Source organism: Singulisphaera acidiphila DSM 18658, from assembly GCF_000242455.2.
GTDB lineage: Bacteria > Planctomycetota > Planctomycetia > Isosphaerales > Isosphaeraceae > Singulisphaera > Singulisphaera acidiphila.
The window spans coordinates 803490-818514 of the sequence record NC_019892.1; the positions used below are offsets into that span (position 1 = coordinate 803490).

Below are 15025 nucleotides of genomic sequence, written 5' to 3' on the forward strand. Positions count from 1 at the left end.
GGCTCTGTCGTTCACACAGAAGCTTCACGACTTCAGAACGCGTCGCTGCTGATCACTTCGCCACCGGCGCGGGTGCTCAGGGCCCGGAAGGTGACGGCGCTGATCGAATCCTTGATGAAGTGGACCGAGCCGTCGGCGAATGCGAAGTTAACCCCGCCGGAGTGGTTGCTTCGGAAGGAGTAGCTGCTGTCGACCGTGGTGGGGGTGGTCGTGACAAGGGTCAACGGATACTTCCAGTTGATCGGGATGCTGGTGACCGCGACGGCCTGGTTGCTGTTCCCCCAGCTCGTGAACGGAGCGATCAGGTTCGACTTGTCGAGGGGCATGGCGTCGCCAGCCAGAAGGGTGTTGCTCGTGCCATCGACGACGGCATTCATGCCCACCGCCATCGTTCCTCGCCAGAACATGCCGCGAGCGGTCGACTGGGTTGCGCCGCTGCTCGGGTCGCCGTAGTTGTTGGCAAAGCCAGCGAAGGTGGAAGCAGAAAGGGACAAGGTCGTGTTGTTATCGCCGAGGTTGCCCTTGTAGTTCGTGATCGCGACCGAACCGGTGATGAGAGGTGCCAACCCCGCGGTGGTGGAGTAGTCCCCCTTCTGGATCTGGCTCGAGTCGCCGGCGTAGCTCGGGCAGATGAAGGTGGCGACCTTGGAGTAGAGGACCGTGGTGTTTCGCACCGAGTTCCAGACGCTGTCGGTGGCGGAGACCCACGAGAAGTTGTAGGCGCTGTAGAGGGGAGTCTGCTCCATCTGGGGCAGAATCTGCATGAGCCAGCTCACGCGCGTGTCCTGAGCCGTGCCCAAACCGGGGGTGGTGGTCGTGGTGGGGAAGCCGATCTGGGTCGGGAAGACGTTGTTGACGTCGTGGTAGTTCATCGACGCCAGAGCCAGTTGCTTGAGGTTGTTGACGCAATTAGAGCGTCGGGCTGCCTCACGGGCCGCTTGCACCGCAGGCAAGAGCAAAGCGATCAAGACGGCGATGATTGCAATCACCACCAACAATTCGATCAAGGTGAAACCACGACGAGTCGCCGACGCGCGCATAAACACACCTTTCTGGCAACGACATTGAATCGTGCCCAATCCCAACGTTGAAGAATGTTCGCGGGAGAGGAGAAAAAAAGAGGACTGCGGTGGTGACCCAGGGGAGAAGAGTCTGGACGATTCCAAGCCGATCGGCCGGTAAGACTCTGGTCACCGCGAAGGTGCGTTCGACGTCGAGAGGCCACCTCTCGATCGTGAGGACCAAGACAGTCCAACCCACCTTTCACGACCCGGGTCAGTTAACCCGGCGCGCATTGGCGATTGAACCTCACTCAAGTCCCACTTCGTCCTCCCTCCTCTAGAGCCTGAGAGGGGGCATGTCGGAATAATAGGCGCAAGACTGCTAACATGCAAGTGTGGCCGACGAATTTTTTCGGGCCATAACGCCCGTGACTTCCTCCCCCAGTGGGAAGTTGAATCGAAGCAAGTGTCTCTGAATCCAAAAGGAAAGGGCGGCGACCGCAATGGTCGCCGCCCTTCGATCGTTGTCAATGGCTGTCATTGATGGGATTATCGGGCGGTGACCTGAGGCCAATGGGTCTCCACTCCTTGCTGGGCGAGCTTCGCCTGAAACGCCTTGAGCCGGGCCTGGCTGTTACGGACGGCTCGGGGCTTGAGGTTGTGCTCGAGGCAGAAGGCGGCGAGCAGGCCGGCAGCTTCGCCGATCCCCCACTCGACCGGGTGGAGCCGATAGCAGCCGTTGGTGACGTGGGTGACTCCCAAGTTCTTGCAGGCGGCGATGAGGTTTTCGACCCGACGGGGGATGAGTGCCCCGAGGGGGATCTGGAACGGGAGCGAGCTGACGTCAATGTAGTTGTCGCCGCCGCTGCTGGGGTGGAGGTCGATCCGGTAGCTGCCCACCCCGACCGAGTCGGGGAACACCTCGGCCGTGACGTCCTCACGTCCGAGCGCCTTGCGCCTGGCCTCGAGACCGACATGTTTCTCCAGGACGGTGAACTCCGCCCGGATTCGCCTCGACTCACGGATGTATGGATATTTGGCCAGGCCGTCGGTCGTGCCAACGATGTCGGGCCGCAGGCGCAGGCCCTTCCAGCCGGTTCCGCCGTTGGGCCGGGGGGCCTCGGTCTGGAGCCAGTAGAGCAGCGAGAGGCTCAGTTGCTTGCCCCTGGCGATATGTTTCTCTGCCTCCTCGGGCGTGACACCGACCAGGTTGCCGAGCAAGTAGTCGTTCTGCGGCCAGTTGACCAAGGTGATTCCACCGCGAAACGTGCCGGGAACGAAGTTGCCCGGGTCGGCGATCCGACGGTAGAGCCAGAACCCTTGGCCCGCGCCTGAGGGATCGAACCCGAGCGATCGGGGCTTCAGCGTTATCGGGTTGCTCATCTCGAGCGAGAGCAGCTTGCCGGACCAGGCCGGAGTCAGATTAGGCACATAGTCACGCCAGAAAGCGTACTCGTCCGGCCGGTCGATCGTGTGGTCCTGCCCTTCGAGGTACTCCATCGCGAAGCAGCAGGTGAATGACTGCTGATTGTCGGGTTGCGCCTGTTCTGGCGCCCGCCCGTCGCCGGTTTCGCTCTTGGCCTCGAACCCGGTCACGAACTCGACTCCAGCCAGCGGGAGGAGGTCTCCCAACTCGGTTGCGTCGAGGACGTAAGGGGCAACCAGCACCCGCTCGTCCCCGGACCTGAGGTGGCGCACCGTCACCGCGCGGACGTGATCCCCTTCGGTTTCGGCGCGGACCGGCGCGTGTTCCAAAAGCAACGTGAGCTGCCCCCCGGATGCGTAAGGGGCCAGGAGTTCGGTCAGGACCGCCAGCGCGGCTCTCGGCTCGTGGCAGATCCGTGAGACGCTGCCATTGCCTGGGTTCAGGTAGCGAACGGCGCGGGCCTGGGCCGTGAGGGGATAGTGGCGGCGGTAGTAGTCGCGGATCCCTCGTCGCAGCGCGAAGTACGAGGCGTTGCCGCCGAACTGCTCGATCCAAGCATGCTCGTCAGGAGGGACTGCCTGCTGGGTGAGCTGGCCGCCGATCCAGTCGGTCAGCTCGGTCATGACGACCGTCCGCCCACTCCGCAAGGCGGCCAAGGCGGCTGCACACCCGCCGAGCCCCCCACCCACGATCGCGACGTCGGCGGCGATCTCTCGCGCTCCGGCGGCGTAGACGATCGGAACCCCGGCCTTGGCTGCCAGTAAACCGGCGAGTCCAACCTGACACCCTTCGAGGAATTGACGGCGACGCATGAATCGAGGCCCCGGCGAGATTGATGTTATCACCTGTCTGACGGCAAGCGGGCCATCTTACTCGAGATAGAGTGAGCCTAGCTTAAACAATCCGATCCCTGCTAAGCTTGTGCCCTTAAAGGCAGAAAATCGTACTTTACAGAAGAGGAACGTTGAGGCTATGTTCTAAAAGCAATAATTGCTGGGAGCCACAGCCCACAATGGAGAGAGAAGAAGCAGGCTGGCTGTCGGCCCGATTGGCCCTCCTTATTTTTCTGACGAACAAGCATGATGAGGCCGGGGGCCTGCTTCGGATAATTAGGTCACTCAAAAGCTGAGAGGATGCCCGCAGGAGCTGAGAGGATGCTCGCAGGCAAACTTTTCTTTCAGGGACGAGTGCGGCTTCTGGGCGATTGACCTCATTGTTCCGTGAGTCAGTTGGTCGTAAAACGCTCTAGGGCTACGGTTTCGGTGCCAATATGCATGATGCGTGGTATTGGAGGCCAGGTTCTTGGGCTATCAGGCTATCTGTTTCATCTCATGAAGGCGGTCGCTGTCATGCAGATATTTCGCGGTTTTTCATGACAGCTTAAGGTGCCAGCCTTTGAGGAATGTAACGGAGTAATGCCAGACTCTTCCCGAAAGCCACGTGCACTCGTGCGACTGACGGGTAAACACTCAACACCTCGGCGATGATCGTGAGTCTGGAGTGAGTCTGCCCGAGGGACTTAAGAGACGTCGCACGCAAGCAACGACACCAATCGGCCTCGGTTCACAAAACTCCCTGAGACCCCGATGAATCCTTACCGCACCTCATTCTATCAGAAACAAGCCGAGTGGCATCATTACGAAGGCCCGGACCAAGTTCGCGAAAACCACGAACTGCGCTCACGGTATTATGAGTGGTTTACCCGGGACTGGCTGCCCGCAGACCGCACAGGTCCGATTCTCGACATCGGATGTGGAAGCGGGCAATTTTTATACTTCTTGAACAAGAAAAAATATACAAATCTGGAAGGGGTCGACCTTGATTCAACGCAGGTCGAAATCGCTCAAACTCTCGGATTCAAGGTCGAGGCGGCCCCAGTAATTGAGTACTTGAATCGTTCCCAAGGCGGGTACGAGATGATCGCGATGCTCGACATTATGGAGCATTTTACACGTGAGGAACTCTATCCTCTGATGGAGGCTGTCGTCAAGAGTTTGCGACCGGGCGGTCGCATCATCGCCAGCGTCCCGAACGCCGAGAGTCCCATGGGGTTGCAATGCCTTTATACAGACATTACGCATGAGCTCGCGTTTACGCCTATGTCATTTGAGGAATTACTGTTTTGTCATGGAATGGTCCTGTCTCAACTTCGCGATCCGTGGCCTGCTCCTCTAGGACTAAGCCGGCACCTCTATCGCTCACTTGTCTGTGGGATGCGTGCCCTCGAGTCATTGCGGCTTCGTAGCCTTGGGTTTGAGCCACCACGCATCTGGTCGAACGTCATGTGGGTGTTGGCTCGCCCGCCTGAATCGAAACTCTAAATTTGGGTTACCTGGATTTTCGACACTTCTCGCTAATCCCGACAGCCGCCACCCATTCCTCAGGCGACTCGAGGCCGTAGACGAACGGGTCGTGACTGTGACGCTGGCAACTCGATACCATGCTGAACAGCACGGCCATTGTCTTCCCACCGGCAGTATGGACGCTGGTCCACGTGCGGCCATACTGAGCACGATCATGGCGGGGGCCAAACGTCATCGTTTGGAGCCTTGGGCATACGCCAAAGACGCGCTCATGAGTAAGCGTTCGAAATAGCCAGTCTTGTGCCGCCTGATAGCCTGGAAGACGGACCATTTTGTTCGTCCTCCGGAGTCAGACGATGCCACGTGCCGCCAATCCTGCCCTCCCAGTCCTCTGGCGTCGGCGACTGCAACAGCAGTCCGACAGCGGTCTCACCATCGGCCAGTTCTGCCAAGGCCAAGGGATCTCAACCGCGTCTTTCCACGCCTGGAAGCGACGCCTCGCCTCGGATTCGCCTTGCCCTGTCCCCGCTCCGGCTCGCGAACCGGCATTCGTGCCGGTCATCCTCGCCGCCGCCCCCGAGTCGCGAGCCGGCGATTCCCCTGAATTCCTCACCATCCGACTCCCCGACGGCGGACGAATCCTCCTGCCCATCGCCGCGGGCGGTGAACTCGTCTGCCGGGTCGTCGAGACCGTCGCCCGCGTCGCGGCGAGGATGGAGCACGCCTCATGTTGAGCGTCCCACACACCGTGCGGATCCTCCTTCACGCCGACTCCGTTGACCTCAGAAAAAGCTTTGACGGGCTCTCGGGAATCGTCAGCCAAGCCTTCCCTCAGGAGGAACTCCTCTCCGGCCATCTCTTCCTCTTCCTGAATCGCCGACGTGATCGCATCAAGATCCTCTACTGGAATGTCGATGGCCTGGCGATCTGGTACTATCGCCTCGAAGCCGGCTCGTTCCAGGTCCCCCTCCGGCCCTCCTCCGACGCCCCGATCGAACTCCGGTCCGCCCAACTCGCCATGCTCCTGGGCGGCATCGACCTGGGGAACGCCCAGCAACGAAAACGATACCGGAGGACTGAGAAAAACAGGGAAAATCCCGGGAAAACCACTTGAAATCAGAGGTAAGTATGCGATAATCCAATTAATGATTAATCCTCTCGGTCGAAATGCCCAATCCGGCCCCGCGTCGCCGCCAGTCTCCGGCGATGCGGCCCCTCCCGGCGACGCGAGGCAGCAACGGATCCAGGACCTGCTCGCCGCACTCGATCAAGCCACCAGCAGGGCCAATGAGGAGTTGACGCAAGAGAACGACCGCCTGCGCCAGGAGTTGGAGCGGTACCGCCGCTATGTCTACGGGCGACGCAGCGAACGATGCGACGATCCTGGACAAGGTCATCTCTTCGCGTTCGGCGAGGACCTCGAGGTGGCTCCCGAGGCCGAACCGGAGGCCCCGATGCCGGCCGCTCCGAGGAAGTCCCGGCCATCGCGGACGCTGGATTTCAGCCGCCTGCCCCACGTCCGCATCGAACATGACGTGCCCGAGGCGGACAAGACTTGCTCATGCTGCGGCCGGTCCAAGGCACGCATCGGCGAAGACGAGCGGCGTGAGCTCGAATTCATCCCGGCTCGCCTGGAGGTTCGGGTCCACGTCCTCCCCAAGTACGCGTGCTCGCACTGCCACGACGGAGTGAAAAGCCCCGACGGACCGGAGCGACCGCTCCCGGGGTGCATCGCGGGAGCGGGCCTGCTTTCGCAATTGCTGATTTCCAAGTTTATCGATCACTTGACCCTGTACCGCTTCGAGGGCATCGCGGTTCGCTACGGTTTGCACCTGCCGCGTGCGACGCTGTGCGATTGGGTCCGCAAGGCCGCCGAGTTGATGGGGCCGCTCTACGACCTCCAAAAGCAACTCGTGCTCCAATCTCCGGTGATCTGGACCGATGACACCCCCGTCAAGGCGCTGGGCGGCGAGGCTCCCGGGAGCCTGACGACACGGTTCTGGCTCTATCATGGGGACGAGGATCATTCCTACGACGTGTACGACCATACGGCGAGTCGCAAACGCGACGGGCCGGCGACGTTCCTGGCCGGCTTCGTGGGTTATCTCCAGGCTGACGCATATGCTGGATATGACGGGCTCTATCTCGGGTCGCCTTCGGCGATCCACGAAGTCGCTTGTTGGGCGCACGCCCGCCGCAAGTTCTACGATGCGCGGTCGTCGTCGCCGGGGAACGCGGGTTTGATCCTGGAAGCGATCCGCCGGTTATACGACGTGGAGGATCGCGTCCGAGGGTTGTCCGTTGAGGCGAGACAGGCCCTGCGTGCGCAAGAAGCGGTGCCGATCCTGGAACGGCTTCGAGGGGACCTCGATCGGCTTGCGGACCAGTCGCTGCCGAAATCGGCGTTGGGCCAGGCTCTGACCTATGCGCGGAATCAGTGGAAGGCGTTGTGCCGCTACACCGAGGACGGCCGGCTGACGATCGACAACAACGTGGCGGAGCGTCGCCTCCGCGACCAAGCCATCGGCCGGAAGAATTGGTTGTTCCTGGGGAATGTGGATGCGGGACCGCGAGCGGCGGTGTTGAGCACGATCATGGCAGGAGCGAAGCGTCATCGCCTGGAGCCGTGGGCCTACGTCAAGGACGTACTGATGACGCTGAGCGTGGCCCCGGAACGAGTCGAGGACCTCTTGCCCGATCGGTGGGCTCGGAACCATCCGGGACACGTACTGACGCATCGCCTGGAGGAATCACGTGAACGGGCACGGCGTCGCGACGCAAAACGAGCGGATCGTCGCAAGCGGAAGTGATCCAAGGGCGGTCCGATGCGCGGAGTGACGGGAGTGCCAATCGCGGTCCCCCCCCCTCTGGGAATCTCGAGCGCTTACCTCATGACGCTGAGCGTGGATCCGGATCGAGTGGCCGACCTGTTGCCCGACCACTGGCGCGTGAGTCATCCGGAGCAGGCGTTGACGCATCGTCTTGAGGAATCCCGCGAGAACGCGCGGCGTCGCGACGCAAGACGAGCCGATCGTCGTCAAGGGAAGTAATCCGAGACCGGCTCGATGAGCGAGTTGCGGTGATCCGGCTCGCGAGACACCTGGGAATCTCGAACGCTTACCGTTGGCCAGCACGACTTCGATGCTGCCGGCAGGCGACTCAGCCTTGTCGGCGAGCACATGCACGGGGAGAAACGCGGGCTTGGGCTGGTCGCGCCGCGGGAGTTCCCGCCGCCACCAATAAAACGACGGCACGCCCTCGGCCAGGCAGAACGCCCTGACCGACAGTCCCCTCCGTTTCACCGGGCCAGAACCAGCCGCCAGTACGACTCCCGGCCCTTGCCTGCTCCTGCCACTCGGCCCATAGTTCACCCCCCTTCGGCCATGCACCGATCGTAGCATGGGCCGCAAGAAGGGGTTCACCGGACGCACATACAGTTTCGGCAATCGAAGCGATTGGGGGGCCGATGCCCAGGTCGTGCTGATGAGCGTCTACCAGATGCTCCAGCAGCGTGGCCATGCTCCACCGAAGACGGTGGTTGATGCGATCACGACTTACCTCGAAATCGGGAAGCTATCTCTACTACCGGCCAAGGTCACTGCAGTCGGCTAAAGTCTTATGGAGGCATGTGCATTATTATGTATTCGGTGATTGCGTGATCGGTGTTGGATCCGTGGGCGAGGATTATCAGAGGCTCCGGCCGACACGGCATTCAGCGGTTCGCGAACGAAAACCAGGGCGTTCATTCACGAAACCGCTGATCGTTTGCCGCGGAACGCTGGCTCAGACTTTGGCAAGTTGGGGGGTTGCCACAAGAGCATCGACAACAAACCGCAGCAATGTACCGTTACTCAAGACGATGTTGACGTAGAATTTCCTGAGACCTCGGTCTTTGCGATTCGGTTGAAAGTAGAGGTCGGCGACCGACGAATTGACGTCACGGTCGACCACGATCGCCTGCGATGTGGAAAGCCCGTTATATTCCCAGAGGTCCGCAGAGCCGTCTCCGAAAATCACGACTTTGCTGATGCTAACGCCGGTCGGGATTCCCGTAATTGCGAAATGAATGTCCTGATACCCATCCGGCGCGGCGGGATTGCCCGATCCCGTGAAGTCGCGGTTATCTTGATTGTAGTTGATGAGTTGGGCGGTGGGCAGAGAAGCGTTGGTCACCGAAATGCCATAGAAGGTGGCCGACTGAGTCACTCCCCCGCTATAAGTGATGGTGACCGTGAAGGCGGTGTTCCCCGAGATTGGCCCACCCGGCTCAAAGTAGAGGTCTCCGGTTGTTGCCATACCTTGGCGAAGAAGTTCGGCTCGCCAGTTTCCATTCGTATTGTTGGTGCCGAATGGAGCGGCGTACTCCGCATGGAAACCCGAGGCCTGAAGATCCACACCCGTAATCGTCAGGCCCGTGTTCAAGCCTGAGAGCACCAGGTGGACGTCCTGGGTGTAACTGGGAGAAGCGATCCCAGATTTACCCACAAAGTCCGAACCATCTTGGTTAAGCGAGACGGCCGTTAGAGTCGGCATCGGCAGGGAGGCATTGGTCACCGAGATTCCTGAGAAGGTTGCCGACTGAGTCGATCCACCAGCGTAGGTAACCGTGATCGAGAACGCGGTGCTCGCCGAGATCGCTCCGCCCGGCTCGAAGTAGAGATCAGCGATTGCCGACAGACCTTGACGTAGCAGTTCCGCACGCCAATTTCCGTTGGTGTTGTTGCTTCCGAACGGAGCGGCGTACTGTGCATGGAAACCCGAGGCCTGAAGATCCACACCCGTAATCGCCAGGCCCGTGTTCAAGCCTGAGAGCACCAGGTGGATGTCCTGATAGCTGTTCGACCCGGCATTCTGCGACTTCCCGGTCAGGTCCGCCCCATCCTGGTTCAACGACGCGACCGTCAGGCTCGTCGTGGGGAAACTGACAGGCAGGGAAGCATTGGTCACCGAGATTCCGGAGAGGGTGGCTGACTGAGTCGATCCACCAGCGTAGGTAACCGTGACCGAGAACGAGGTGCTCGCCGAGATCGGCCCACCCGGCTCGAAGTAGAGATCAGCGATTGCCGACAGACCTTGACGCAGTAGTTCCGCACGCCAATTTCCGTTGGTGTTGTTGCTTCCGAACGGAGCGTTGTAGATCCACTGCGCTCCCGCTGTCTGGATATTCACGCCCGTAATCGCCAGGCCCGTGTTCAAGCCTGAGAGCACCAGGTGGATGTCCTGATAGCTGTTCGACCCGGCATTCTGCGACTTCCCGGTCAGGTCCGCCCCGTCCTGGTTCAACGACGCCACTGTCAAGGTCGGGGTGACAGGAAGCTGCGAGTTGGTGACGACGATTCCATTCACTGTGAATATGCGCGTGGAATTGTCCGCATATCGAACCGTCACTGTAAACTGCTGGCTGCTTGTGATCGGCCCACCCGGCTCAAAGTAGAGATCGGCGGTTGGGGACAGACCTTGGCGCAGGAGTTCAGCTCTCCAGAATCCGTTGGTGTTGTCGCTGTCAAATGGAGCGTTGTACTCCCATCTCGCTCCGGGTGCCTGGACGATCACGCCCGTGACGGTCAAGGCTGTATTCAAGCCAGAGAGCAGTAGGTGCACATCTTGGTAGCCGTTCGGACCGGTGTGGTCCGATTTACCCACCAGGTCCCGGCCGTCTTGATTGAGGGCCAGTGCAGTGAATGCGGGCATCGGCAGCGAGGAATTGGTGACAGTGATTCCGTTCATGGTCGTCGTCTGAGTACTACCGTTCGCGTAATTCACCGTGACGGTGAACTGTTGGGTCGAAGCAATCGCCCCGCCCGCCTGGAGGTAGACGTCGCCTCGTGTCGATCGGCCTTGGCGCAACAGTTCGGCACGCCATTGCCCCGACGTGTTGTCTGAACCAGGGGACGCGTAATAACGCGAGTCAAAGCCAGGCGCCTGGATAATGATGGAAGCAACATCGAAGGCCGAATTCAAACCGTTGAGAACGAGGTGAACATCTTGATAGCCGTCTGAGGCGGAGGCCGACCCCTGACCGACGAGGTCGCCACCGTCTTGGTTGAGCGAGACGGCCGTTAGAGTCGACATCGGCAGGGAGGCATTGGTTACTGAGATTCCGTAGAGGGTGGCCGACTGAGTCGATCCACCAGCGTAGGTAACCGTGATCGAGAACGCGGTACTCCCCGAGATCGCTCCGCCCGGCTCGAAGTAGAGATCAGCGATTGCCGACAGACCTTGACGTAGCAGTTCCGCACGCCAATTTCCGTTGGTGTTGTTGCTTCCGAACGGAGCGGCGTACTGTGCATGGAAACCCGAGGCCTGAAGATCCACACCCGTAATCGCCAGGCCCGTGTTCAAGCCTGAGAGCACCAGGTGGATGTCCTGATAGCTGTTCGACCCGGCATTCTGCGACTTCCCGGTCAGGTCCGCTCCGTCTTGGTTCAACGAAACTGCGGTCAGAACGGTTGCAGGAGCGGGAGGGGAAGTGGTTGTTTGAGCGACTGCATAGACAACGGAACTGAACGGCGAATAACCGCCGCTCGTCTTTGTTCGAACCCTGTAGTAATAGGCCTTCGAAGCGATGACCATGCTATCTTGAAATGCTGTTGCCGCGGATCCAAGAGTCGCAATGCGAACCCAGCCGACGGAACCGTCGAGACTTCTCTCGAGTTCGTAGCCTGTGGCACCAGAAACGCTACCCCAGGAAATATCGATTCGTGTGGCACCCGTATTGCCGTTCGCCGCAACAGTTGCCGGGGTTACCGGTGCAGCCCCAAGGATCAGCCGAGTCGGACTCCCTGAAATGTTATTGTTGTAGACCAGGATCGCCTGCGTCGAAATTCCTTGGGGAATTTGGACGTTGTTCTGATCGATAAGTATGCTGTACTCGGCCGTATCAATGTAATAACTGTCGCCAACCCGAATGGCCGCCGTCGTGGGAGGAGCGGATCCACCTTGTGTCAAATAGGCATTTGTATAAATCCACGTGTTCCGTGCAATCGTGCCTTCAAACCAAAGCCGATTGCTGTTCAATGCGGACACGCTTCGAATGTCACTGTTCATGTAAACTTCGATGGTTTTTGTGTTTTCGAAGATATTGCCCTCAATCGTCACACCATAAGATGGGGTTCGTGCCCAGATATCCGGCGCTCGATACTCTCGGAGTTCCGGTGTCGACCATGGACCATTGCCAGGCAGGTATGTTTGGGTGAAGGAGTTTCCGACAGACAACACCTTTCCAGATTTTACATAATTGTTAGTGATTTTCAGATTGAATTGGCTACCGGCAAGGCTCATGGCTATATTGGCCGGAGAAAGTCTAGAATCGGAAAGATCCCATGTGTTATGGTCAAATGTGTTATTGTAGTATCCATAGTTAATTGAAATGACCTTGTCGAGATTCCCAGGGAGCGGGTCTAGCATCAGGTACGTATTCTTGTCTAGAACCTGTCCGATCCTAAACCAACGTACAGAACCTGTGTATGAACTGTCGACAATCGATACAATATGGCCTGGCAGTGGCATATCCCCATTTTGGCTTCTCAGTTGATTGATCTTGAGTAGATAACCATCGGTCGAGACGGACGCTGGCTTACCAACATAGTAGGGATTGATGTTGTCAGTGAGAATCAATTCCGGAAAATTCTTGTCGGGAGTGGGGTCGGTGGGACTACTCGCCAAGCTTCCCAATTTGCCGTAAATGTTGTTTCCGCTCACGGTGAGATTTGACCCTTGTTTGATATACAAGAATCTTCGAGTAATCCCTGTCAAGCTGTCCTGGTGAAGCTTGTTGTTTAGAAAAGAGATGTCGTGAGCATCCTCTCTTGTAATAAAAGTTGCAGAAATGTCTGTTCCATCGGGTGTGCCTGTAAAGTCGTTATTGCTAATAACCCAGGGGCCGCCTTTGATTAAACCCGCCTGGCCATTGAAAATTACGGAATCAATGGTTCCGCTAGTTCTCGGATTCGTTCGAATTCCAACAAGGGCGTTCTGGTTGGAATTGGCTGTGACATATGGGAGTGTTAGGGTCAAATTGGTGAATTTCAGGTCGACTGACATGGCTCCAGTCAGGCTGTCCGTAAAGATCAGAGATGACGGATTGAAGAGATCATCTCTTGAGTTAAATGAATCGGCAATTTTGACTGTGAATCCATCAAGATGAACGTGGCTTGCTTTTGTTGTTATTGCGGCAAACCAATAAGCTCCTCCTGTGGTGAAACTTAGGATGGCTCCTGGGTCTGCAATAACATCGACAGCATTGTTCAGGGTAAGCTGCGAAGTAAGAGGATATACTCCCGAGGATAGTTTTACGTACCTGTTGTTGTTGAGAATGGTCTGCAAATTGGGTGCGTCGGAAGGAGTGACCACAACCGGGTTTGCCGGCAAAGGGGGGGCTGGGTCGTAAGCTGCCAGGTTTGCGCCGCCGCCGTTAAAGGTGACGTAGGAACTGGTTCCATCGCTGAAATTGATTCGAAGAGAGAGTTTCGACGAGGAATCGTCATTGCGATTGGGTGCAAAATAAATCGAGTTGCCGGAGTAATAGAGAGGGAGACCTACTGAGCTAATATTTTGAGTCGGAGAGTTGTAGGTCCAAGTGGTGCCGCTCGTATTGCTCATCACCATCGACGCGACGGACTTTCCAGCCGGAAGACTGTTAATTGCGACCTGAACACTTCCCACGCGTGCCCCCGCCGTGGCCTGCGTGATTTGTCCCTGCCAAGTTGCACTCAAACCCGCATAATTTGTCAAGGCATAAGTGTTGGGCTGGCTTACCGCAGGCGCAAGATTAGTGGCGCCAAGCAGGAGCGGTCCAGCGGTTTCATACATTCCGTTTGTGTAATAAACATCGAGATAGAGGTTTCCGAGCGAGGCTGGAGTGCTCGTTGCTGGTGGCTGGAAAAATAGGATGTACTGGTTTGTTGATCCAGCTTCGTTTCCTGGAATCAACTGAGCGTCCCAGGAACCATAAGGTTTAGTGAAATTATAACTTGGTTGTGACGACCAGACAATGGTGCCAGCGGTATTGCGAAGGACAACATAGTTGCCATAGGACCATTCTCCTGCTGGCTGCTGGTTGTAGCCCTTGATGACCCCATTGATTGCAATCCGGTAATCGAGTCGGCCGTCGGCTCCAACCGCTGTCGTGGGGCCAGTCAAGTCCTCCGAGCTCAGCCCATAGCCTAGGTCACTGATTTGGACGGCAGGCCATCCAGGACTAATGGCCCTCTTGAACTGAACGTTGGGGCCGGTTCCATAGATGTCGTCTGTGGACGAATGGCTGCTTGTGTTGTCTGTGTAATCCAAAGTAACAGTGTAAGATTTTGTTCCTGTGAACAATGATTCAACATAAAGATTGCAGGTGGTCCCAGATCGAATTAGGTAAGCTTGGAAGTGAAAGTTTGTGCCGCCGGTGGTCCAAATTTCGCCAGGTGCCGTAATCGTGGCTGATCGAATTGTCTTGTTAAGAGGAACGTTGACAATTGTAAAATGGAGATCCTGAAATCCATCGGAATCGATTCCATTATATGGTCGGTTTGAGACGTAGTCCGATCCATCTTGAGCAATGCTCGCAATCTGTTCATTGAATGCGCCTATCCCATTGGCCATGAGCAGTCGCGACTCTAGCATCTCCGAAACCCCAGGAACGAATCGGCGCGTACGGCTTCTCATGATGGATTGTCCTCTCTGATGCGAATCAAGGTTGGTGACGAGTCAAAAACGGGCTTAAGTCAGCTATTGGAGCGATCTAGACCGCAGGCGTGGCTTACTTTGGTGTAACTCTGAACTGCCATGTCAGGCGTGCAAACTTGACGTCAACACTCTTGCTGTAAGTTGATTATGAGTATTTTAGGCGGTATTCTGAATGTTAATTGTGAAAGATTTCGACAGCATGTGATTATGGAAGTGCTTCTGTTCGTTTCCCGATGGCTAACCAAGATTTATCTCACACGCCCTGGTGTTACTCCGTTGCATTCCTCAAAGGCTGGCGATATCAGCTTTTACGGCACGCCGTGAATATGCGAGTGATGGCGATTGTAATTGTGGGATTCGACGGAAAGCCTGGAAGTCCAGGGACTTCTTGGCTTAATTGGGGCATGGTCATGTGTGTCGGCGTCGAAATTTTAGTGGGGTGGTAATTAGGCTCGATCTCAGGATGTGCGGCTGATGTAGTTGGCTTGCAAGCCGGCCCTCATGTGCTTTTTCTAGCCTAAGTCGACGCAATATACCAGGCGCGTGATTCATATAGCAATACTGTCGCCATGGTTTTCTGTAAACGGCTTTTACAAGTCATCCTGACACAGTCCGCTTGT

At 57.5% G+C, this 15025-nt stretch carries 9 protein-coding genes and 1 pseudogene; 6 read left to right on the plus strand and 4 right to left on the minus strand.

All coding sequences use genetic code 11. The annotated features are described in order from the left end of the window. Nucleotides 1-32: 32 nt before the first annotated feature. Nucleotides 33-1040, minus strand: a complete 1008-nt coding sequence (locus SINAC_RS03165; RefSeq protein WP_015244253.1) for a DUF1559 domain-containing protein — start codon at nt 1038-1040, stop codon at nt 33-35. Between the two features lie 510 nt (nt 1041-1550). Beyond that, nucleotides 1551-3239 carry an FAD-dependent oxidoreductase gene (locus SINAC_RS03170; RefSeq protein ID WP_015244254.1) on the minus strand — a complete coding sequence of 563 codons (1689 nt, stop codon included), beginning with the start codon at nt 3237-3239 and terminating at the stop codon, nt 1551-1553. Nucleotides 3240-4013: 774 nt separating this feature from the next. Here SINAC_RS03170 and SINAC_RS03175 point away from each other — a divergent pair. The 5 genes from SINAC_RS03175 to SINAC_RS03200 all read left to right on the plus strand — a co-directional run bounded on the left by SINAC_RS03175 (nt 4014) and on the right by SINAC_RS03200 (nt 7780). Further along, on the plus strand, nt 4014-4748 hold the full coding sequence (locus SINAC_RS03175) for a class I SAM-dependent methyltransferase (protein ID WP_015244256.1): 735 nt from the start codon (nt 4014-4016) through the stop codon (nt 4746-4748). 338 nt (nt 4749-5086) lie between these two features. Continuing rightward, entirely contained in the window at nt 5087-5464 is a 378-nt protein-coding gene (gene tnpA / locus SINAC_RS37850) for an IS66 family insertion sequence element accessory protein TnpA (protein WP_015244204.1), read from the plus strand. After that, nucleotides 5458-5844, plus strand: coding sequence for an IS66 family insertion sequence element accessory protein TnpB (tnpB, locus tag SINAC_RS03190; protein ID WP_015244205.1), 387 nt, complete (start codon nt 5458-5460; stop codon nt 5842-5844). The genes tnpA (SINAC_RS37850) and tnpB overlap by 7 nt, the downstream gene beginning before the upstream one ends. 31 nt (nt 5845-5875) lie before the next feature. Further along, nucleotides 5876-7540 (plus strand): IS66 family transposase, encoded by a 1665-nt coding sequence (gene tnpC / locus SINAC_RS03195; protein ID WP_015244258.1) that lies wholly within the window; start codon nt 5876-5878, stop codon nt 7538-7540. Between the two features lie 33 nt (nt 7541-7573). Then, nucleotides 7574-7780 (plus strand): hypothetical protein, encoded by a 207-nt coding sequence (locus SINAC_RS03200; RefSeq protein ID WP_081578413.1) that lies wholly within the window; start codon nt 7574-7576, stop codon nt 7778-7780. A gap of 75 nt (nt 7781-7855) precedes the next feature. Here SINAC_RS03200 and tnpA (SINAC_RS41750) read toward each other — a convergent pair. Next, nucleotides 7856-8131: pseudogene (gene tnpA, locus SINAC_RS41750) on the minus strand (IS66 family insertion sequence element accessory protein TnpA); the annotation flags it as partial. Here tnpA (SINAC_RS41750) and SINAC_RS03205 point away from each other — a divergent pair. Further along, nucleotides 8130-8342, plus strand: a complete 213-nt coding sequence (locus SINAC_RS03205) for a hypothetical protein (protein ID WP_015244260.1) — start codon at nt 8130-8132, stop codon at nt 8340-8342. The pseudogene tnpA (SINAC_RS41750) and the gene SINAC_RS03205 sit on opposite strands and share 2 nt — an antisense overlap. Nucleotides 8343-8513: 171 nt before the next feature. On the opposite strand, the gene SINAC_RS39620 is transcribed toward SINAC_RS03205, so the two are convergent. Continuing rightward, nucleotides 8514-14384: a fibronectin type III domain-containing protein gene (locus SINAC_RS39620; protein WP_015244261.1), complete on the minus strand. Its 5871-nt coding sequence runs from the start codon at nt 14382-14384 to the stop codon at nt 8514-8516. Between the last annotated feature and the right edge of the window lie 641 nt (nt 14385-15025).

What these genes read in the sequence shown, in the direction of transcription:
- SINAC_RS03205 (WP_015244260.1), top strand. Translation starts at nt 8,130, where the DNA reads ATGGGCCGCAAGAAGGGGTTCACCGGACGCACATACAGTTTCGGCAAT.
- SINAC_RS39620 (WP_015244261.1), bottom strand. Translation starts at nt 14,384, where the DNA reads ATGAGAAGCCGTACGCGCCGATTCGTTCCTGGGGTTTCGGAGATGCTA.
- SINAC_RS03175 (WP_015244256.1), top strand. Translation starts at nt 4,014, where the DNA reads ATGAATCCTTACCGCACCTCATTCTATCAGAAACAAGCCGAGTGGCAT.
- tnpC (WP_015244258.1), top strand. Translation starts at nt 5,876, where the DNA reads ATGATTAATCCTCTCGGTCGAAATGCCCAATCCGGCCCCGCGTCGCCG.
- SINAC_RS03170 (WP_015244254.1), bottom strand. Translation starts at nt 3,239, where the DNA reads ATGCGTCGCCGTCAATTCCTCGAAGGGTGTCAGGTTGGACTCGCCGGT.
- SINAC_RS03165 (WP_015244253.1), bottom strand. Translation starts at nt 1,040, where the DNA reads ATGCGCGCGTCGGCGACTCGTCGTGGTTTCACCTTGATCGAATTGTTG.
- tnpA (WP_015244204.1), top strand. Translation starts at nt 5,087, where the DNA reads ATGCCACGTGCCGCCAATCCTGCCCTCCCAGTCCTCTGGCGTCGGCGA.
- tnpB (WP_015244205.1), top strand. Translation starts at nt 5,458, where the DNA reads ATGTTGAGCGTCCCACACACCGTGCGGATCCTCCTTCACGCCGACTCC.